At 47.4% G+C, this 20,589-nt stretch carries 18 protein-coding genes; 7 read left to right on the forward strand and 11 right to left on the reverse strand.

All coding sequences use genetic code 11. The features are described 5' to 3' along the window. Positions 1-123: 123 nt before the first annotated feature. Positions 124-606, forward strand: a complete 483-nt coding sequence (locus ACLVWR_RS04535) for a chemotaxis protein CheW (RefSeq protein ID WP_413582707.1) — start codon at positions 124-126, stop codon at positions 604-606. 84 nt (positions 607-690) lie between these two features. Here the strand turns inward: ACLVWR_RS04535 and ACLVWR_RS04540 are convergent, their stop codons facing one another. The 4 genes from ACLVWR_RS04540 to gloA form a co-directional block, all read right to left on the reverse strand. Then, positions 691-957, reverse strand: coding sequence for a hypothetical protein (locus ACLVWR_RS04540; RefSeq protein WP_340597737.1), 267 nt, complete (start codon positions 955-957; stop codon positions 691-693). 115 nt (positions 958-1,072) lie between these two features. Next, positions 1,073-2,461: an AarF/UbiB family protein gene (locus tag ACLVWR_RS04545; protein WP_413582708.1), complete on the reverse strand. Its 1,389-nt coding sequence runs from the start codon at positions 2,459-2,461 to the stop codon at positions 1,073-1,075. 133 nt (positions 2,462-2,594) lie between these two features. Further along, the gene (locus tag ACLVWR_RS04550) at positions 2,595-4,190 is read right to left on the reverse strand and encodes a hypothetical protein (protein ID WP_413582709.1); all 1,596 of its coding nucleotides are present in this window, start codon (positions 4,188-4,190) and stop codon (positions 2,595-2,597) included. Positions 4,191-4,392: 202 nt separating this feature from the next. Then, positions 4,393-4,905 carry a lactoylglutathione lyase gene (gene gloA / locus ACLVWR_RS04555; protein WP_413582710.1) on the reverse strand — a complete coding sequence of 171 codons (513 nt, stop codon included), beginning with the start codon at positions 4,903-4,905 and terminating at the stop codon, positions 4,393-4,395. A gap of 254 nt (positions 4,906-5,159) precedes the next feature. Between gloA and ACLVWR_RS04560 the strand changes: the two genes are divergently transcribed. After that, complete coding sequence (locus ACLVWR_RS04560) at positions 5,160-5,996, forward strand: trypsin-like serine peptidase (RefSeq protein WP_413582711.1); 837 nt, start codon at positions 5,160-5,162, stop codon at positions 5,994-5,996. Here ACLVWR_RS04560 and ACLVWR_RS04565 read toward each other — a convergent pair. The 4 genes from ACLVWR_RS04565 to ACLVWR_RS04580 all read right to left on the reverse strand — a co-directional run bounded on the left by ACLVWR_RS04565 (position 5,993) and on the right by ACLVWR_RS04580 (position 12,728). After that, positions 5,993-8,929, reverse strand: coding sequence for a beta strand repeat-containing protein (locus tag ACLVWR_RS04565; protein WP_413582712.1), 2,937 nt, complete (start codon positions 8,927-8,929; stop codon positions 5,993-5,995). The genes ACLVWR_RS04560 and ACLVWR_RS04565 overlap by 4 nt on opposite strands. Positions 8,930-9,088: 159 nt before the next feature. Continuing rightward, complete coding sequence (locus ACLVWR_RS04570) at positions 9,089-9,727, reverse strand: hypothetical protein (RefSeq protein ID WP_413582713.1); 639 nt, start codon at positions 9,725-9,727, stop codon at positions 9,089-9,091. Between the two features lie 9 nt (positions 9,728-9,736). Then, a complete protein-coding gene (locus ACLVWR_RS04575) occupies positions 9,737-10,528 on the reverse strand; it encodes a DUF4423 domain-containing protein (protein WP_413582714.1) in 792 nt (263 codons plus the stop codon). A 193-nt stretch (positions 10,529-10,721) separates the two neighbouring features. Continuing rightward, a complete protein-coding gene (locus ACLVWR_RS04580; RefSeq protein WP_413582715.1) occupies positions 10,722-12,728 on the reverse strand; it encodes a transketolase C-terminal domain-containing protein in 2,007 nt (668 codons plus the stop codon). Positions 12,729-12,765: 37 nt separating this feature from the next. On the opposite strand from ACLVWR_RS04580, the gene add reads away from it, so the two are divergent. The 5 genes from add to ACLVWR_RS04605 all read left to right on the forward strand — a co-directional run bounded on the left by add (position 12,766) and on the right by ACLVWR_RS04605 (position 17,267). Then, positions 12,766-13,788, forward strand: coding sequence for an adenosine deaminase (gene add / locus ACLVWR_RS04585; protein WP_413582716.1), 1,023 nt, complete (start codon positions 12,766-12,768; stop codon positions 13,786-13,788). Beyond that, on the forward strand, positions 13,788-14,378 hold the full coding sequence (locus ACLVWR_RS04590; RefSeq protein WP_413582717.1) for a DUF6624 domain-containing protein: 591 nt from the start codon (positions 13,788-13,790) through the stop codon (positions 14,376-14,378). The genes add and ACLVWR_RS04590 overlap by 1 nt, the downstream gene beginning before the upstream one ends. A gap of 27 nt (positions 14,379-14,405) precedes the next feature. Beyond that, the gene (gene pip, locus ACLVWR_RS04595; RefSeq protein ID WP_413582718.1) at positions 14,406-15,368 is read left to right on the forward strand and encodes a prolyl aminopeptidase; all 963 of its coding nucleotides are present in this window, start codon (positions 14,406-14,408) and stop codon (positions 15,366-15,368) included. A 166-nt stretch (positions 15,369-15,534) separates the two neighbouring features. After that, positions 15,535-16,470: a S1 family peptidase gene (locus ACLVWR_RS04600; protein ID WP_413582719.1), complete on the forward strand. Its 936-nt coding sequence runs from the start codon at positions 15,535-15,537 to the stop codon at positions 16,468-16,470. 2 nt (positions 16,471-16,472) lie between these two features. Further along, on the forward strand, positions 16,473-17,267 hold the full coding sequence (locus ACLVWR_RS04605; protein ID WP_413582720.1) for a S1 family peptidase: 795 nt from the start codon (positions 16,473-16,475) through the stop codon (positions 17,265-17,267). On the opposite strand, the gene ACLVWR_RS04610 is transcribed toward ACLVWR_RS04605, so the two are convergent. The 3 genes from ACLVWR_RS04610 to ACLVWR_RS04620 are packed head-to-tail and all read right to left on the reverse strand — an operon-like array spanning position 17,250 to position 20,475. After that, positions 17,250-18,002: an alpha/beta fold hydrolase gene (locus tag ACLVWR_RS04610; protein ID WP_413583480.1), complete on the reverse strand. Its 753-nt coding sequence runs from the start codon at positions 18,000-18,002 to the stop codon at positions 17,250-17,252. The two genes, ACLVWR_RS04605 and ACLVWR_RS04610, sit on opposite strands and share 18 nt — an antisense overlap. Beyond that, complete coding sequence (menD, locus tag ACLVWR_RS04615; RefSeq protein ID WP_413582721.1) at positions 17,999-19,570, reverse strand: 2-succinyl-5-enolpyruvyl-6-hydroxy-3-cyclohexene-1-carboxylic-acid synthase; 1,572 nt, start codon at positions 19,568-19,570, stop codon at positions 17,999-18,001. Before menD ends, ACLVWR_RS04610 begins: the two co-directional genes overlap by 4 nt. After that, the gene (locus ACLVWR_RS04620; protein ID WP_413582722.1) at positions 19,567-20,475 is read right to left on the reverse strand and encodes a chorismate-binding protein; all 909 of its coding nucleotides are present in this window, start codon (positions 20,473-20,475) and stop codon (positions 19,567-19,569) included. The genes menD and ACLVWR_RS04620 overlap by 4 nt, the downstream gene beginning before the upstream one ends. Positions 20,476-20,589: the final 114 nt, after the last annotated feature.

The following is a 20,589-nucleotide window of genomic DNA, read 5'->3' on the forward strand; positions in this document are numbered from 1 at the left end:
GGGCCAGAGGCCGTACCGCTTTGAAACGAAAATGCGAATTAACAATAATTCTTAACAGGACCTCAAGTAGTTATCTGTTTTAGGCGAATAGTAGGGAGCTACTAAATTTGAAAGGCCATAACTATGAGTGAAATGTCTACGAAAGCAAAAGCTGGTCAGTACCTGACGTTCCAGTTGATGTCAGAGCAATATGGTGTTGCGATCGAAACCGTTCGCGAGATCAACCAGTTTGGTGAAATCACTCCGGTTCCACGCACCCCTGAATACGTTAAGGGTGTCATGAATTTGCGTGGAAAAATCATTCCAGTTGTTAATTTGCGTGTTAAATTTGGAATGGATGCACAAGATAAAACCCGCGACACTTGCATCATCGTGATCGACACTGAAATCGGTCAAGTGGGTATGATCGTGGACTCCGTAAAAGAAGTCGTTGATTTGGAAGATAACCAAATCGAACCGTCTCCGGTTCTGGGCAATCACAGCTCAATGCATTTCGTTCGCGGCATGGGTAAAGTCGACAACAGAGTCGTTATCCTGGTCGACATCGTAGCGGCATTCTCTCAGGATCAAATGGGCCAAATGGCCAATTTCGCTGAGGCTGCTTAATAGCTGTCCTGCTGTTTTAAAAATAAAAAAGGCACTGAGAACATCAGTGCCTTTTTCTTTTTGTCACATCGACAAATTCAACATCTAGTCGTTGTAATCGTCACCCATGCAACGGTCTTTGATTTCAGAATCAAGACGAACCAACGCGTTTACAAGTTGAGTTCTTTCGCTTTTCAAGAAAGCAACAGTGTCGCCATTACGAGCATCTTTGATCTTAACATTGATATCAGCGATACCTTCGCGAACGCTTGCTTTAGCGTCAGCCAATTGGCCGCAAGACAAGTTATAGATATCAGCGTGAGCTTGAGATGTAAGACCCACCAAAGCCAAAGCAAAAATAGCTGCTTTCATTTAGACTCCTAATCAGTTGGTTAAATTCACGATTAGGAATATAGATCTTTGCCTTAATTCTCCATAAAATAGAGACTCAAGAACCCCCTTTTACAATTTTTTCAGGCTTGCGTACTTACGAAACATGAGGTTTTAGGAATTTCATGACCTCAGCTCGCCAGTGGGCCTCGGCTTCCAGATCCGCGAATATTCCAAAAGCACTATTATGGGTAAAAAAGGCCCAAAAGAACCACTTATCCATCTTAAGCTGCTTTCGTCCGGAAAACTGCCGCGCATCCATTGCCAAGCGAATCAAATGATCACGGGTGAATTTGAAATTGAGATTTCTCATATAGTGCGTTTGCTGGCGATCCAGGAACAGCCAAAGCTCATTGAAGTTAAAAGTTTCAGGATGACGAACCGAATCCAGATGTAAGTGCATCTTCTTGGCTTTATCAAAGTCTTCCACCAGAAAGTGGTACATCAACTGCCGCTCAATACGCAGTTTTTCCGGTGTGTATTCAACGATTCTTCCAAAATCCAGAAACGCCACTTTTCCCTGCAGAAAAACCATATTGCTGGGGTGAGCATCACCATAAAGCCAGCCATTTTCAAACAAAGATCGGGCAATGAAGCGATGAACGGTCAAAGCCGCTTCATTTTTCTGATTCTGAGTTGCGACACGACTGAAAACCTTTAGCGGAACTCCTCGGATCAATTCAGAAGTTAAAACACAATCGGTAGAGTATTCTGGAAATACCTTAGGAATGACTACCTGGGAATCATTCTCCCAATAGTTCCTGAACCGCATTTGCTGACGGGCTTCTTCACGATAGTCACACTCCCCGTAGATTCGCGTCTTTATATCCTCCAGCAAAGAACTATCCTGCTTTGCGAACAAGGTCGCAATGCGAGCCATGAATTCAATATTACGAAACTGCTTATCCAGAAGATCCTTGATAATCGGATTCTGAATTTTGATCACAACGTCCTCGCCGGTATGCAGGCGGGCACTATGAACTTGCGCCAGGCTGGTGACTGCCATTGGTTCCACTGAAAACTCAGCAAATATGTCTTCGGGATTTCCCTTCAGCTGTTCATTTACTATTTGTCGAACTTTAGTGAATGGCATCTTCTGACCATGTAGCGCCAGATCCCCGAACTCATTACGAAGTTGCTCCGGTAAACCTAGCTCAATAAAGCTCAGTAACTGCGCAAACTTCATCACGACACCCTTTGAGCCCGCGAACAATTGCACAAATTGATGAACCAATGTCTCTGTGACCCGGTTGCGAATTGAGAAGGCGGATGCGTCTTGAATCTTTTGAGGCAATGCCAGCATGTCACCCTGATTGGCCTCCCCTTCATAGAGCTCTAAAAGTTTATTTATCGGCCCTGGAACAGGCCGGCTTCCTGCTTCCCATTGAGCAATCGCTCCATGCGAAACATCGAATTCTTTTGCGAGATCTCTTTGTGAAAACCCCAGCTTTTCACGAAGGAGAATCAATCTTTGTGCTGAACTCATAAGGTTGTCTGCGGGCATATCAAACATTAGTAATGTTAAACGTGAGGATACTTCCAATCAATTTATCTTAACAGAGCAAATGCATAAAAAAAGGGACGCTCTCGGCGCCCCTTTCACGAAAGGAAAGTTTAAATTAGTTAGCTTTTACCAATTCGATTTTGAAACGCATAGTTTTGTTTAACTCGTCTGTGATCCATCCTGATTCATTGTCACAACCATCATAGTTAGTCCATCCATCAGAACTTGTATCCATCATAGATGATTCAACCAAGACTGTAACTAAGGTGCTGCTTTTTTGCGTGATAGTGAATGACTGAGTACGTCTAACGGGACAAGCATTGGAAGCCCCACCCGATTGAACTCCGACCATTTCAGTTTGAGTTACTGTTCCAACGTTACCTGCGGTGAACAACTCAGACAGCATATGACGCTCAGTTGGACCCTGATCAAAATCCATCATGCCGCAATATTTGCCATTCGCTTCTGTAGCCGGCCAATTTGTACAAGAAATCGGTGTACCACCTGAACTTGCACTCCAATCCACTTTTGCACGCATACCGCATTTGTCTGCGCCCCATTGGAATGCCTGACTGCCGCCACTGTTCATTGAGCTTAAGATGCAGTTCAGTCTCATGCCATCCACCTCTGCGGCAGACGCGCCAGAATCGTACACCAAATCCGCACAATCGTTGGCAGCATTACAGTTGGCTTCATTAACGTAGTGCCAAGCAGAGCCATCCCACGTGGCTGGACAGTTCGTACCAGGAGATCCATCGCTATGAGTACCTACCCATTTTTTAAATGGAGCTTTCGCTGCGGCTGCAAGGATCCCCGCAGAATCGTTCAGATCAATGGAGTTGAACGGATTAACAAACGCACCTGCAACACCGGGATCAGTGGAAGACCAACCAGACAAAGTCATGCCTTCCTTAGAGCCACATCCTGTGAATCCCGCCTCGCTCTGCCACAAAGAAAAACCTTTTCTTGTAACACTTGGAGTTCCGTTTTTTGTGAAATCAAACATGTGGATATAAAGCTTATCGTCAGCCCAGTCCTTTTTGCACTCAGCAACAGCTTTATTAAAATCAGTCTCGTTCAAATCACCATCGACCTCATTGATACATGGATGAGAGTACGTCGTATTCGTCGCAGCGTCTGTTCCTTCATAAACGCTGGAGATAGCCCACTTACCAGTCAGATCACCAAACGTAAGTGCCGTCGCTGTTCCGTTGTCCTGAATATTGGATGGAGTCACTGCGGCCGTCGTACCAGTCACTGCAACAGTGCCTAAATTCAACGACGTTGTATCAGTTCTCGGCGCGTAGCCAGTTTGATCTACGTCCTGGGAGCCACCAGAAACTGACTCTGCCTGTGCAAAGGAAAAGATCGCAGCGATGTTTGAACCTTTCATCAAGAAGCAGCCAAGTGGAGCATTAATACCTGTTTGCATTGCGAAACTGAATTCACCATTCACCGCAGAGACAGTGCCCACACCTGAAAGCACGGGCCCAGAAAGTGTTACGCAGCGAACAGAAAGACCTGCTGGAAATACAGTCAAGCCTTCAACACCGTACAACGCTTGATTCAAAGTAGCGCCCGTGATGGTCCCTGCAATTGTCATTGATTTAGTTAGTTCAGCAGTGGAACCACCGCCACCTGAGCCCCCAGAACAGCCAGTCATTGTGAAAGCTGCGGCGAACCCTGCAAGCAATCCAATTTGCTTTTTCATAAATAGTACCCCTTTTTGAAGTTGTTTTTCCTGGCGACAGGATTAGGGATTCCTTCAAAAAGTTTGACGACTCACAATCTTCCTGGACTAAGATCTGGCAGAATTTGCCTATAGGAGTAGCAAAAAGCGCATTTTAACTGCGTACACATAATGCCCGCGCTCACACTGTGAGCGCTCCGACAAATCACAATTATGATCCAATCTACAGCAGACCTGCTTGAACGATTTCAATCCAATAGTTGTCTGGATCTTTGATAAAGGCGATGTTCTTCATTCCACCCTCACCCAGGCGTTTCTGAAAATTCACACCCAGTTTTTCGAAACGCTCGCAGGCGGTTTTGATATCAGGAACTGTCACGCAAATATGACCGAAACCACGGGGTTCTGTGTTGCCGTTATGATAGGGAGTGGTCTCTTGCTCTTCGGTGCCCCAGTTATGAGTCAACTCCAGAACCGCTTCACGTCCGAACGTGTATTTGGCGTTCGCTTCGTTTTCCGTCGACACATTTGTCCCTTCCGGTACGTAAGCTAAAAAGAACAAAGAAAACTTCCATTCAGAAAAATCCAACTTCCGCACAAGCCTCATGCCCAGCACGCGAGTGTAAAAATCCAAAGATGCCTTGGGGTCTTTCACCCGAAGCATGGTGTGATTAAAAACGTACTTTTTAGTTTCAGCATCTGGATTTACGCACAATCCCGGAATATTTTCTGACATGTTGGACTCCTATTCTTGGATGAATCATCCAAGATATAGCACAAGTAATTCCAAGGGTCCCGCTACTTTTGAAGCTCACTTTTTTTGGTCTGCTGTTCACTTTTTTGACAGCAAAATCGCTTCAAAAACATCATAATCGCAATAGAAAAAGTCCCCTTTTTGCAGTATCCAAAATCATGAGATTTACTCTGTGGTTCGTATGCTCAATTTTTATACTGGCAGCCTGTTCGGAAGCCCCCCAAAACATCCTTAGCTTGGATAATAACCGGAGTGATGCTGTCGTTTACGGAAAAGACTCTTTGAGTATCCCCGAGAAGACTTCGATCTCTGACTCGGCCGAATTTCAAAACAATGTTCAATCCAGCATAGCCATGATGTATCGAAGTGACCTGACCGAAACGCCGCATGGATTTGAACTTCCAAACAAGACAGTTCGCGATTCCCATAATACCTGTTCCAAATTCACCTTAAGTGAATCCCTAAATCCCGCTCAATGTTCGGCTGTCCTTGTCGCACCAAATTTGGTGCTGACAGCCGGACACTGCGTGACCATGAAAAAAGACACCTGTGCAGATGCAGTCTTCGTGGTTGGGTTTAATCAGGACAACATGACGGCCCTTAACGAACAAGTCTACTTCTGCAAGCAAGTTCGCGTGCTTTCATTTTTTGAAAAAGGCAATCTTAGCGACTATGCGCTGGTGGAGTTGGATCGTGCCGTTCCTGATATTAGTCCTGTGAAAATTAAAACCTCGGCGTTGAATTTAAATGACAGCATCTACACGCTGGGATACCCGCTGGGAACTTCAAAGAAATATGCTGATGGCTTCATCCGCAGCTTTGATCGTATACTTGCGGTCAGTAATTTAGATGTGTACGGAGGCAACTCCGGCGGCCCTGTGTTTGACAAACAAACCCACGAACTGGTCGGAATCGTTAATTCCGGTGAAACCGATTTGGAAGAAACCGCAGAGGGTTGTCAAATGCCGAAGCTTTGTAATGACAATGAATGCATGGGCGAAAATATTTTGCCCATGACTTTCATCATGCAGTCTTTAAAAGAAAAAGGTGAAGTCTTCCTTGGCACCTTTTAATATCCGCGAAATAGAGCAGGGGCATTAGCTTGCACCAACGTCGAGCAGGCGGCGGTTAATGAGCCCGAGCTTGCACCGATATAAATCGACCCGTAACCACTGTATTTTAAACCAGATACATTCGCGATACCACTTGCAGGGGTTACACTTGTCGGAGTCAGACTCCCGGAAGCTATAGTAGTGCATGTTGCATCAGTGTACGCCTTCAATGCGATGGCAGGTACGTAACTGGTCGCAGTGGCATTGGAGCTATCTTGTGCAGCTATTTGCGGTTGAGTAGAAAAGGCAACCCCTCCCGTGATTTGAGCCGAGGGTTGAATCACAAATACCAATTTCGTTGCCGTTGGAGCTGAGACAATCACCTTTGTTGAGCAGACGGAATATCCACCCACCGTTGCTTTAATATAGATGGTCTTAGTTGATGAAAAACTCATTCCAGATGCCGTTGCCGTTCCTCCGGACATCGACGTGGCATTAACGGAAAGACCTGTCGTTGACCCCGAAGAACACGTCGATCCTGTAAACGTTGCAAATGTAACGGCCCCCGAAAAAGTACTAACAGTATTTCCCATCCAGTCCCTTGCTGCGAGCACGGGTTGAGTCGAAAATAATTGCCCCACGGTGGCCGTGGCCGGTGGCTGCGTCGTATAGACAAGGCTGCCCATCGAGTCACTCGATACCACGACGGCAGCACTACATACACTGGTGAGCCCGTTTCCAGAGAATTTGAAATACACGGTCGTAGCCAAGGAGTAAGTCATCCACTCCCAGGTCGTTACTCCCTCAACTTGTGCAGAAGTTCCTGCATAGATTTCTCCCGCAGATGGAGGATACCCAAAAGGAATCGCCGTTGTGCAAGTCGCATCCGAAAAGGCGGATACCGAAATACCACCTGAATAGGTATAATCCAAATTTCCGCTGGCATCCTGAACTGCGACCTTAGGCACTCTGCTAAAACCCCATCCGGCAGTCGCCGTGGCTGAAGGCTGAGTTGTCAGGACTAACTTTGTTCCCACCGTTCCCACCAGCACTTTTGCAGTACAAGCCGAAGTAAGACTACCCGAACTGGCTTTGATATAAATTGTTCCCAAGGCATTGTAGTTAAGATCTATTCCCCGCCCCATCCCCAGACCGGAAACATTTTGAAAAGTGCCCAACAGACTGCCCCCCGCAAGAGTGGTGCAAGTGGCATTGGTATAAACAGCTATCGTTATCGCGGTGCTATAGGTTGGCACCATATATCCATTGGCATCGACTGCGGCAAAGACTGGTTGCGATGCAAAGCTGACATCTTTTCGCGCGTACTGTGACGGTTGTGTTGTCACTGCGAGCTTCGTTGCCGCCGCCGGAGAGAAATTCACAATCGTCCCATTACCACCTGCCGTTGCATCATTTGCACCGCCACTGCCGACACCACTACTCCCGCCCGTTGCGGTCATCGTTCCGGTATATGAATTTGCGCCTGCAATCAGAAAAGCAATGCGACCTCCTCCGCCGCCACCGCCTCCACCATTACCATACCCAGAGCCGTTGCCCCCATTGACAGAAATAAGACCGCTCCCGGTAAAACTGCCTGCATAAATAAGCAGACTGCCACCAGAAGCCCCGCCATTTCCATCACTCATTGAAGATGTACCATCAGCAGAAAGCCCTCCGTTCATTTGCAACTGCCCAACAACCAATATTCGAATCGCTCCGCCACCAGTAGTTTCGGTATAACCACCGGATCCCAACTGCACAGGCTGGTAGGTATTGTCATAGACAGGTTTGGAAGCCCAGGTACTGCTGCCATTATCCCCTGTTCCACCCGCGCCACCATGACTGGCACCCGGATATTCCGTGATTTCACTTCCCGGTCCATCAGATCCATAACCTAATCCTGTGGCAGTTATCTGAGACGAAGAATCGACAGAAATATTATTTGCTGCAAGTGTTGAGGAAAGTCCTGTTACTCTATTGCCGATGACTCTTAAGGCAGCTCCACCGGTCACTGAAATATTTCCCCCGGCGAAAACATCACCAAAAAAAGTAAGACTGCAATTACCACTAAGATTTAAATTATTTAGTGACGACGGCAGATCTGTTGCCAGCACTATGCCGGCACCGTCCGAGGAACCGATACTTTTATTGCAATGGATATCATTAGGTGATGATTTATAACGAAAAATATAAGTTCCCGGATCCCCATGATTAGAAGCTCCACTGCCACCATTCACAAGCACCGTACCCGAGAATAACGAATTGGACAGAATGCCAATTCGTCCACCACCGGCTCCATCTGCAGATGTCGCCCCACCGCCCGAAGCATTCAATATCCCGGATCCAGTGATTGTATCAACGTCCAAAAAAATACTGCCGCCTGAACTACCGCCTGGCGTTCCGGATCCTTCTGCACCTTTAACTGTGATAGTGCCCGTCAACGAAAGTGCTGGGGATTTAATTTTAATTGCGCCCCCACCTGGAAATCCGGAGGCATTGATACCCGAAGAACCCAACGACATCGGCTCCAGGGAGTTTCCATAAACGACTGCCATGAAACTGGCCGACAATGCAGCCCTGCCACCGAGCCCACCGTGAGTTGCACCCCACCCATTAACCATTGGACCTCCCGGTCCGGCATTAGTGCTTCCCCCAGATCCATACCCCTGGGAATCTGCAGAAAACGTCCCCGCGATTGAGACCGAGCTGGTTGCATTGATGATCACGCCAACGCCTGCTGTAACATCACTTAATGCCGTGAGTGTCCTAGTGGAACTTACCGTCAGTGAATTAATATTGTACGTACCGGAATTGAAAGACACACTGCCGTTAATAACCACGTCATCGGAAGGTAAAAAATCAGTCGGACTTTTCGTACCCGATGTAACTGTCACAGTCGCTGCAAATGAAACCGAAGAAATTAAAATAAATAATAATATTAATGTCTGAGCCACAGCACATCCCCTTGAGATTTTGGAAGCTCATTAAATTTTAATTTATTTTGTATAAAAAACGGCAGACTTGCGTTCGATGAAAAGTCGATACTGCTCGCAACCCAATTCAGATTTGAGTGCGAACACCGATGGCATCAAAAGTGAACAAGGTATTTAGGGTCACTGACTGAAGACGCTACAGTTTCCAGGATTGTTTGATTCTGCAAACGTATCAGAAAAGAGGTAGGCGACGCTTGGACGAATCCAGTCACTATTGGGCTTGCGGGCATCTGCAGCCCGAATATGCAATCGGTACATGATCTCGTGAATGATCAAGGCCGCTTGATCAAGTGCTGAAAGCTGATTCCAAACCGATCTGACAACATAGAATCTGGTGGTACCGTCCTTCTTTTGTTTTTGAATCGCTGCAAGAGCAATCAGGTATTGTCCTTCAGGCAATGAGATATTTGCATCACCAGTGGAACTTCTTTGCTCCCACCCGGGACCACCAGCGAAAGTCCATCCAGAGTAAAAATCATTTACCAAATCATAATATCCCGAAAACTGAGCCGGACATTTGCTGATAGCCCTGTCAATCACCAGTTTCAGAACATCTCCACGTTCAACTGGAACCAATAACTTCCTCCATGGTGAAACCCCACGGTAGATTCCCTCAACCAAATCCAGAGAACTCCAATGAACTCCCCCATCGAAACTTGCAGCCATACCGCCATTGCCAAGATCAAAGCCCACACCATTCTGCGCACTTGCCAAGGATCCAAAAATTAGAATGAAAATCGGTACCAAGGTCATCTTCATTATTTACCCCTACACGTCCAAAACCGAAACCGGCACAAATTGAATATTTAGATCATAGACTTCGTTGGTATTCTGCTTTGAGGCAAACTCAACAAGCTCGGACTTCCAGCGACGAATCATTGCTTTAAAGTCTTTCATATTGCCGCGATCTATGGGCAAAGTCAGAGTGGTCACTTCCCGAGCGTCGACGTCGATGGCGAACAGTTTTTCCATCGCTCTTTGTAGATGTTGTGCACTTGCATTTTTTATAACTTCAGATGGAATATCCGTCAGTGTCGCCAGGAACTGATGCACATTCTTAATTGATCCCGTTTCAAGATCTATCGTCACAAATCCTGATCGATGCAGGTTCCCAATGACTTCTTCCACGCGTTTCTGCGTCAGCCCCAGTTTCTTGGCAATCCAAGCGACATCCGATTTGAAGACTGAAGATTCTGCCAGTGCCATGAAAGAGAAGTACTCCCAATCACTGATGATCTCAAACTCCTCCAGCGAAAGAAGTCTTCCCGAAGGCGTCGAAACCTTCTTACGACGATCTTTAAAATTTCGGGCTTCGTTAATCACAAATTTTTGAAAAGCGATCTTTTGTTCAGCAGAAAGACCGGAGACCTTTAAAAAGCGTTCACATTCAGCCGCATTAACAGTTCTTCTGCCGCTGAGTAAGTCCCCCAAGCGACCACTGGAAATTTCAAGCTGAGTGGCATAGGACCTTTTTGAAAAACGATGATTCTTCGTGCGCTTGTTATGGTAATCAAGCGCCAATAGATCCCGGGCATGTCGAACTTTGTTTTGTAGAACCATAGCGGGAATATAAATTAAAATTTTGTTGGAAATCAATTGCTTGAGTGGGTAAAAACCCTGCTCTCATAAAAAACGATAGTTGCGAGCACTTTTCTATTCCAGCAGATATACACCTATTCCATTTTTGAAAGAAAAAGGGGAAGCTTTCGCCTCCCCTTAGAATGCATCGCAATAAGAACTAGGACCTGGCACCTTATTTGGTGGCGGCTACGATCGCAGACGCGTCTACTTTGTGTTTTTTGTATAGATCCAACGCTGTGTAAGAGCTTTGGCCGAATTCGCCGTGCACGCCCAATGACTTCACTTTAAACTCAACGCCCGCTTGCAATAGAGCGTGGCAAAGCATTTGACCGAAGCCACCAATCATTTGGTGGTCCTCAGCAGTGACCATACGGCCACCAGTTTTTGCCAACGCTGATTTCAAAGTTTCTACATCCACGTGATTTACGTTCACACAGTTCACAACCACAGCACCAACACCTTGTGCTTCCAAAGTTTTGGCAGCTTCCAAAGCTTGTGGAACCAATGAACCCGTCGTTGCAATCGTTACGGATTTAGCTTTTCCAGCCGTCGTATCCGCCAGCACTTGAGCTTTCTTAAGATCATACTTTGCCCCAGCAACGTAAGACTTAGGGAAATTCTCACGACCTAGGAAGAACACCGCGCTGTTGGGAACTTTGCCAGACTTGCGATCTTTGGCGAAGTTTTCAAGAACTGTGAACATCACTTGATCTGCTTCTTCACTGCAAGACAGTGAGTAAACATCAACGTGCGGAATAGAAGACACCATCGCCATGTAGCTTAGTGCCTGATGAGAAGCCCCGTCCGCCGCATCCTGGAAACCTGTGTGCGAGAATACGCAAACAACAGGAGCTTCAGATAACGCACCCATCGTGATTGGCAAAGCACCTTTGGTAACGCCAAATTGTGCGAAAGTATCGACAACTGGGATATAGCCCAATTTAGAAAGACCTGCCGCTGTGGAGATCATGTTGGATTCAGCCACGCCCACGTCAAAGGAATCACCTGGGAATTCTTTTCTGAATCCTGCCACACCTGTGGAGCCCGGAAGATCCGAAGTCACACTCAATACCGGAAGACCAGCTTTACGAGCACGGATCATCGCAGAAGAAATTCCTGTTTGGATTTTCTCGCCCGTGTCTTTAACTGCATTCGCTTTGATTTCAGCTTCCCACTTGTTCAATTCATCAATCCAAGTGTTGTAAACTGCAGGCAAAGCCTCGCCGTTATAAATTTCAGACAAAAATGCCGGAAGTTCAGTTGGAGACTTCAACGGGAAACCGTGACCGCCGGAAGCGGACTCTGCCGTTTTCTTAGTTCCGATACCTTTTACAGTTTTCGCGTGAATCGCCACTGGAACTTTCGGATTTGCTTTGGCTTTCTCAACCGCTGTTACGATAGCATCGTAGCATTTTTGCAAGTCATTGCCTTCAGGCAATGAGATCACATCCCAGCCCAAAGTTTTCAAAGAAGCAAATGTGTGAGACATCGAGAAAGATTCATTGTCGATACGACCGGAAAGCTTCGTGTTGTTATCAGAGATAACCAAAACGTAAGGGCCCATTTTCCCAGTTGCTGCCAAACCTGGAATAGCCGCGAAAGATTCACGAGCTTCACCTTCCATGCTGGCACCGTCAGAGATCGCCGTGATCGTCACCCGGTTTTTACCAGAGATCGCCTCTCCCATCGCCAAACCTTGGGTTTGCGGGAATGCGGAACCCAATGGACCATTGGAAACGAAGACACCTTCTGGGAAGCAGTGAACTTCACCGTGACCGGTCAGACCGCTTTCGATTGAACGGAACTTTTTAAGGCTGTTCAAATTCAAACCAGCCATTTGGTAGTTCGCTTTCAACGCGTACAAACCATTTTCACAGTGACCAGCATCATTAACCAAATGAAACAATTCATACCAAGGCTTGTTATCACGTTGAGCCACGTCGAAAACGTGACCATGCATTGCTGACATCAACTCTGCAAAAGCGGCAGGACCGCCGTAATGAGATGCCGCGCCACCCAGCACCGCATTCATGTCCATCAAGGACACAAGCGCGCGCGTCGAGCGAGGATCCGCGACAGGAATAGATCTGCCGTCCTTGCTTTTAACGAAGCTTTTGAATTGAGGTTCTTGAGTCGGGTTGCCAGCCAATTTTGATTTGATTTGAATAGGTTCAGTCATAGAATATTGTTCTACTTCCCTAGTTAAGGAACTTCAAATGCAAAAGCTCTATGCACACAACATTCGCAATCTTTTAAAAGTCGAACTTCACCGGCATTTGGACTGCTCGGTGCGTTGGAGCACCCTTGTGGAATTGGCCCCGCAGGTGGGTATTCCGCTGGCAACCACTTCCCAAGGACAAAAAGATCAGTTTTTAATCACTGAGCCCATGAATGATTTAGGAAGTGTGCTTAATAAGTTTCTCAATGCCCAGAAAGTCCTGGCCAGCGAGGAAATCCTGACTCGTATCGCCTATGAAGCATGTGAAGACGCTTACAATGATGGAATCCGACTTCTTGAGCTGCGCTATGCCCCGACATTTATCGCAGATGGCCACGACAACCTGAGTTTTGACTCCATTCATCAGTCGCTTCTGAAAGGAGTAAAGATGGCTCAGAAAAACTTTTCCATGGCCGTCGGACTGATCTGCATCGTTCAAAGAGTGAAGCCTTTTGCCGTTGCGGAAAAAGTCGTGGATTTCGCTATAGCCAACAAAGACAGCTTCATCGCTTTGGATCTGGCCGACAACGAAGAAGGCTTTGATCCCAAGATCTTTGCCCCCCTATTTCAGAAAGCAAAAAAAGCGGGTCTGCATATCACCGTTCATTCCGGCGAAACACCGAATGACCTGGCTGCCAGCTGGGTCAAGGACTCGGTGGAGATTCTGGGTGCCGAACGTATCGGTCATGGGATTCAGATTGTGCGCAATCCTGAAATTTTAAACTTTATCCGCGACCGCCGTATCCCTCTTGAAGTTTGTCCGATCAGCAACTACCTGACTCAGTCTTTTAAGACCTACGAGGATCATCCAATTCGTCAATTGCTGAACGCGGGAGTTCTGGTCACCGTGAACTCGGATGATCCCGGGATATTCGCAACGACCTTAAGTGACGACTACGAAGTACTCCATCGCACCCACGCATTTACCGAAGAGGATTTCAGAAGGTGCAATCAAACAGCTTTTGAAGCGAGCTTCATTCCACTTGATGAAAAGAACAAGTTCAGACAGGACTTTTTTTAATGAGTCAGGTTTGGAAAAACTTCTACGAAGAAATCATGCACATGATTCGCGAGGACCAGGCCGTCCGCGAAGTGTTGGCCCAAACGGGCGAGCTTTTTCAGGGCTACTCTCCGGTCATGGAAAAAACGCATCTGAAACATGCCGAAAGACTGAAAGAGTTAATTGAACTTCACGGCTTCCCCACAATTCCCAGAGTGGGAGAAGATGCCGCCATCGCAGCCATGCGTCTGATTTTGCATGCGATCAGCTGGCCCGAATTCATGCGCGCCATGGAAATCGAAACCGTCGAGCTCCTTAAAAACAATGAGGTTCCAAAACAATATGTCGCCATGCTGATGGATCGCATCCGCTTTTATGAGGGTCGAAAACAAATCTACGGAACAAATTCCGACTGGGACGATAACGGAATTTTGCGAGTGACCGACGTTGAAGATGAACCAAACCTGAATGCGCGACGGGCCGAAATGGGATTGGATCCACTTGAAAGCCTGGTCCGAAGCCCCCTTGAGGAATTTCACCCCACCGATCCCAAGAAGCGTCACGAGGAATTTGTGGCGTGGACTCTAAAGGTGGGTTGGCGTACAGTTTAGGCCTCTTAGCCACAAAGGAATTTACAAATGGAAAAGCAAAGTCTTCGCGAATTTTATCCAGCGATTGAACCTTACAACAAAGGCTTCCTGAAAGTTTCAGATATTCACAATATCTACTTTGAGGAAGTTGGCAATCCCGCGGGCAAACCCATTGTTTTCCTGCACGGCGGCCCGGGCGGCGGCGTTGCTCCTGATCATCGTCGTTTCTTTGATCCAAAAAATTATCGCATCATCCTTTTTGATCAGCGTGGCTCTGGCCAATCCACGCCGTGCGCGGAACTTCGCGAAAATACCACATGGGATCTGGTTGCCGATACGGAACGTGTGCGCGAGCACTTGAAAATCGACAAGTGGGTTGTCTTTGGCGGCAGCTGGGGCTCCACCCTGGCGCTGACTTATGCGATCAAACATCCTGAGCGGGTAAAAGCACTGGTCTTGCGCGGAATCTTTCTGTGCCGCCCTTCAGAAATCAAGTGGTTCTACCAAGAGGGTGCATCGCAAATTTTCCCGGACGTGTGGGATGAATACCTGAAAGTGATTCCTCAAAATGAACGTCACGACATGGTGACTGCGTATTACAAACGCCTGACTCACGAAAATCGCGATGTCCGTTTGGAAGCTGCAAAAGCATGGAGCAAGTGGGAAGCCGCCACTTCAAGACTTTACATCGATGCTCATGCCATTGAGGAATACGATGATCCGGATTCTGCTTTAAGTTTTGCACGCATTGAATGCCACTACTTCACTAATAATGCTTTCTTTGAAACCAACAACTGGATTCTGGAAAACGTAAGCAAGATCCGCCACATTCCTGCGTGGATTGTGCAAGGTCGCTACGATGTGGTTTGCCCGGCAACTTCAGCTTGGGAACTTCACAAAGCCTGGCCGGAAGCAGACTTCAAAATTATCCCGGATTCGGGTCACGCAGCCGCTGAACCCGGCACTCGTTCGGCTTTGATTCAAGCTACAGACGCTTGTAAATCACTATAAGAGATTTGAGACCTTGGCAGGGTGAATTTTCTACAATTCCCCTGCCAAGAAATTGTTTCCCACCCCTTAATTGCACCTATCTTTTCCCGGTAACCTCAGGTTATATAACTCAACGCATCAATGATCCGGACAGCAAACGGACCGATGCTTTTTCCTGGGGGAAAATTTGGGGTTGTTACAGAATCCATTCTTGTATCTGGCTCTCGGTTGCACACTAAGTGCCTGCACTCCGCTGCGCACTCCACACTTATCTTTGAACAAAACAGACACTGCCATCGTAGGCGGTAAAACAGTGACCTCTTCCGACCTTGCTTCTCGCAGCGTGGTGGGACTTCTGATCGAAAACAAAAACACGGGCGACCAGGAAGTCTGCAGCGGCACTCTGTTAAAAGGAAATTTGATTCTAACCGCTGCTCACTGTGTGACTGATCCACAAAATCTTTTGATCACCGTCGTGTTTAGCAACGTGATGAATGGTGACAACATCACGACCGTGGGCCGCAGAGGTCTATCAACAGCGGTGACTGCGTGGTGGGGTGCTGAAACTCACCTTGAATCTGACACTGGTGATATCGCACTTATCAAATTCGAAGGCAGCGCTCCGACTGGCTATATTCCTGTTACAAATCTGGTTCAAGAGGACGACCTTTTCGATAACCAGACAGTCATCATCGCAGGATTTGGAGCAAATAAAATCACTTCAACTCGGATTGATGTGAATACGTACCCTGACTTGATCGCCGCCATTCAAACCGGCCAGGTGGTTTGTCAGGATTCCATGAAGCTTGAGCACTGCAAAGAAATTAAAATGGACGGAGCCGGCACTCTCCGCCAAGGCACATCCACTATTGCAAATCGCCACTACTCCAGCTCTGAAATTGAAGTGGCTGCAAAAAGCGGTTCGACCTGCCACGGTGATTCGGGCGGTCCGGGTTTTATCATCAAGAACAATCAATTTTATCTTTGGGGCGTTGCCAATCGCGCAGCAAATCGCAAAGTGACTGATTGCTCGGTGAATTCCATATACGCCAACGTTTCCTTCTTCCGCGAGTGGCTGAATCTTGCAGCTTCGAAGCTGCACGAACAATCTCAAGGCAATTAGTCATGAACAAGCTTTTACTGATCTTATTGTGTGGAATGCTGGCTGCCTGCCAACCAGAACATGCTTTGAACAATTCCAATGTTGATGACACCATCGAGGAAATTGCCGGGGGCTCCAAAGTCACGCGCTTTGATCCGTTGGCGAAACACATGGTTCACCTGTATGTTCCGGCAACCCGCGGGGTTTGCACCGGAACGATCATCGCCGAAAATCTGATTCTGACCGCGGCCCATTGTATTGCCGACACATCGTATTCTGTGGAAATCGGTTTTGGACTGGATTGGGATGATCGCAACATCGAAACGCGCATCGGAAAAAGAATCCTCAGACACTCGGGCTTTGCCGGTCCTAAAAATAATTTTGATCGCGATGATGTGGCTTTGATTTCATTTTCAGGATCAATGCCCAAAGGGTACAAGCCGGCACCCTTGGCTCCGGATCTTTCTGCTGCCAAAGAAAACGGTGAGTTTGTGGCTTTTGGCTATGGCAGCACCACAGGCATCGACGGATATGGCGATGAAAACGGAAGACTGCGCAAAGTCTCCATGAAAATCTTCAGCGTCTTTTCCAGCAAAAAAGTATTCGCCTCAAAACACCTGTCAGGGAAAGGTATCTGCTTTGGTGACTCCGGTGGTGCCGCTTTCGTAAAAATCAAAGGTGTTTACCATTTGCTGGGAGTGATCGGAGGAGTTTATTGGTCGCAACGACCAAAGGATCAGTGCTCAGCGTATTCGTATTACCTGGCTGTGCCTTATTACCTGCCGTGGATTAAAGAGAAATCACTTCAGCTGCGCTAATATAGATTTAATTATTTCTGCGATTTCGCGAGGACGATCAAACAGCACACGGTGTGAAGCATCCTGTGCGATCTCCACTTTCACACCGGTCTCATGATGCAAGGTCTGAGACATCGACACAAATTTTTCGTCTCTCTCCCCCACCAGCCAAAAGACTTTCTGTTTTAATGCCGTCAGCAGGTTTCGCATATTTTGTTGCTCGGCCAGTGACCAGCGAGTCAGCGCCAGGCTTAGATTCTCGCGGCTATAGTCTTTTTCCATGCGCAGAGGCTCACTGCCACCACCAAATACGGGTTGCGCATTCCAGTTGCGCATCACCATATCCCATGGGGCTTTCAAAAATTCTTCCGCCCAATAGGAATCATTCAACCAACGTTGACGGCGCTGTTCTGAACTTGGATCAAAATTTTTATAATTGTCGTCGAAGCCAGGATTGGTGGAAATGAACAGGGCTTTGTACCACTGCGTGGGATTTTGTGCGAGCGCTTGAAGAGCCAGTCGCCCTCCCAGGGAATATCCCACCAGAATATTGCGACCGGTGCCTTTGGTTTCATCGTGGGCCCAGTCATTGAAGTTCTCGGCCCATTTTTCGAAGCTATGTACGGAAGTCAGTTCTTCGTCTTTGAAATAATCAGGAGTGTAAATGCGCAGGTTTGCAACCGGTGGCAAGGAAGCCTTCACTGCTTCCCAATCAGAGGGTCTGCCCAAAAAACCGTGCAACAAAAACAGATTCACTCTTTCCAAATCGATTCCAATTCCTTCCAAAACTGTTGGGTTTCATTCCAATCAGGGACCATCTCAATAATTTGCAGATTATCCAGTTCCAAACTCTTGGGAACAGTATGCCACTTCTGATACGACCAATTCCACATTTTTGCCCATGATTCGAATGAAATCTCGTGTTTATTTACGAAAATCTCTTTCTTGAACATGCGTGAGAATATTTGGCCGCCCCCATTGTTGATCACAACTACGCGTAATTTTTGCGCTTCTAGCTGACTGGTGGCCCATAGTGAGGAAAGGTCATACATCGCCGTCAGATCCCCGACCACACACCAGTTCGGTGTATCCGTATGAGCCCAGCCAAGGAAGGTGGAAACCTGTCCGTCTATACCATTTGCTCCACGATTTGCGGCCACACGAAGTGGCGCACTATTAAGATCAGCGCAGGAATCCCACTCACGAATCGGCAATGAATTCCCCAAATACACAGAATGACCCTTCATATGTTTGGAGATTTCGTAGATCATGCCCTGTTCTGACTTTGGATATTTCTCCAGCAAGACCTTCATTTGTTCGGTGCGGGAGTTATCTTCAGCGGAAATATGCACATTTTCACGATGCACAGACGAGAACTCAACCTGGCTCAACAAATCCAAAGACGGACAATGATCGACTGGACGGCTCAGACCCGTGAAATGATTGAAGGCCACCGAGAACACCGGCAAATCACGATAACGGTCCTCAAGATCACGCCATATACGCACTGTCGGCACTCCTCCAATTCGCAGAATGGAGTCACAAGCGCCGGACTTTAGAAGTCGGTGGATCATTTGCTCGCCGGAACGAATCTGCAGATCCTTCAAATCAGGATGACCGCGCAGACTGGAAATACCCTCTGCATACAGAGGCGCTTTGTATTGCTTTAAAAAATCCAAAACAGTGCCGTAGGCTTTTTCCGGCAGAATGCCCACCAGAACCAGTGGCTTGCGTGTATTTAAAAAATCCTCAAGCTGCTTCAACATTCCCATTGGCAATTGCCCTGGAAGCTTGGTTCTTTCGGATGCTTGCGGCACTTTGATTTGCGGGACAGGTCCGTCAATCAAGGGCTCTTCAAAGCACACGTTGACGTGAATTGGTTTTTTCCAGGAAAGACTTTTGAAAGACAGATGCGAGTTTTCCGCATCGATGTCCAAAGCTACTTCGTTGTAGTAAGAAAAAATACCGACTTGCTCAATGGATTGTGGCGCACCGGAACCGCGATAGCGTTTTGGGCGATCGGCAGTCACCATGATCAAAGGCAAAGAGGAATAGGTTCCCTCAACGGCCGCTGGAAGCAATTCTGCAACCGCAGTCCCTGAAGTTGTGAAAATCGCGACCGGGCGACGATAGCCGGCAATGCGGCCCAAAGCAAAAAACGCCGCCGAGCGCTCCTCGAAAAAGGAATAGACCTTCAGATTTTTATTTTCATCCAGAATATGGACCAGAGGACTGTTGCGAGCTCCAGCACACAGGATGAATTCACGGACGCCCGTGTCCACCAACTCCTGAATAACTTTTGCTGCCAACTCCATGTTTGTCATACTTTAAGCCCCAAAATCTTTCTTACCGACAATCGCTTTTGAAAAAGCTCCCGCCACTCTCTGGAAAATTCACTGGCTGCAACAACGCCGCAACCCGATCCAATCATAGATTCGTTCTGATCCCACTGCAAATTCCGAATCGCAACAAGACACAGAGCCTCCTCTGCACCCAAAAAAGCCATCGGGCCGCCAAAGCCACGACGCCCTTCCTGACCCGGCAGTTCCTGCATCCATTTGTAACCAGCAGCTCTGGGCGCGACTCCCAAGGCCGGAGTCGGGTGCAGCTGCATAACCAACTCGCGAAAATCCGGTTTGCTTTTGCACATCACCTGGAAATCAGTTTTCAAATGGTACAGAGTCGGAAGCTCCAGGATCGTAGGACCGTGACTCTGCACCTGTCCCCATTGGCTCAATCTTTTGCTAAGATCCTCAACAACGAAATGATGCTCTTGCATTTCTTTTTCATCAAGCAGCAATGACTCGCGTTCGGCTTTGTCACTCTTAGGACAAGTCCCCGCCAGCGCCATCGTCTGCAACAGCCCGCGATCGTAATCAAACAAAACTTCCGGTGTGGCCCCTAGAATACCCTGCCCATTCTGCCAAAAACCAAAGACGTACAAAGTCTCCGGAGCTGCGAGCAAATTCAAAATCATCCGAGCCCGATCTGCACTGGTCACCGTTTGCGATGAACGCGCAAACACCACAGGCACAGCCTTTTGAATTTGTTGATTTGCGATCTTTTTTTGGATCACTTCCAAATCGGTTTCGAAATCTGATTCCGGTGGTTCCTGCCACTCGGCCTTACTTAGGGGCCCATCGGGACGCGGGTTTCCGGTCAGGTGGTTTTCAATTAGGGCTTGAAATTCAGAGGTACTAACCGTGAACTGGGCCGTTCCCCACCACAACGGGTGTGACTCCTGCTCATAGAAATCAGGGCAAAATACTGAAATCTCTGAACTATTGGGAGTTTTTACAGGGTTAAATGGTCCCTGTATAAGAGTCCATTGCCCCTTGTGGCG

This window comes from Bdellovibrio sp. HCB288, assembly GCF_047305935.1.
Lineage (GTDB): Bacteria > Bdellovibrionota > Bdellovibrionia > Bdellovibrionales > Bdellovibrionaceae > Bdellovibrio.

Coding starts and splice junctions, on each gene's coding strand:
- ACLVWR_RS04545 (WP_413582708.1), bottom strand. CDS start 2,461: ATGAGTTCAGCACAAAGATTGATTCTCCTTCGTGAAAAGCTGGGGTTT.
- ACLVWR_RS04540 (WP_340597737.1), bottom strand. CDS start 957: ATGAAAGCAGCTATTTTTGCTTTGGCTTTGGTGGGTCTTACATCTCAA.
- pip (WP_413582718.1), top strand. CDS start 14,406: ATGGAAAAGCAAAGTCTTCGCGAATTTTATCCAGCGATTGAACCTTAC.
- ACLVWR_RS04580 (WP_413582715.1), bottom strand. CDS start 12,728: ATGACTGAACCTATTCAAATCAAATCAAAATTGGCTGGCAACCCGACT.
- add (WP_413582716.1), top strand. CDS start 12,766: ATGCAAAAGCTCTATGCACACAACATTCGCAATCTTTTAAAAGTCGAA.
- gloA (WP_413582710.1), bottom strand. CDS start 4,905: ATGTCAGAAAATATTCCGGGATTGTGCGTAAATCCAGATGCTGAAACT.
- ACLVWR_RS04575 (WP_413582714.1), bottom strand. CDS start 10,528: ATGGTTCTACAAAACAAAGTTCGACATGCCCGGGATCTATTGGCGCTT.
- ACLVWR_RS04590 (WP_413582717.1), top strand. CDS start 13,788: ATGAGTCAGGTTTGGAAAAACTTCTACGAAGAAATCATGCACATGATT.
- ACLVWR_RS04570 (WP_413582713.1), bottom strand. CDS start 9,727: ATGAAGATGACCTTGGTACCGATTTTCATTCTAATTTTTGGATCCTTG.
- ACLVWR_RS04605 (WP_413582720.1), top strand. CDS start 16,473: ATGAACAAGCTTTTACTGATCTTATTGTGTGGAATGCTGGCTGCCTGC.
- ACLVWR_RS04550 (WP_413582709.1), bottom strand. CDS start 4,190: ATGAAAAAGCAAATTGGATTGCTTGCAGGGTTCGCCGCAGCTTTCACA.
- menD (WP_413582721.1), bottom strand. CDS start 19,570: ATGACAAACATGGAGTTGGCAGCAAAAGTTATTCAGGAGTTGGTGGAC.
- ACLVWR_RS04535 (WP_413582707.1), top strand. CDS start 124: ATGAGTGAAATGTCTACGAAAGCAAAAGCTGGTCAGTACCTGACGTTC.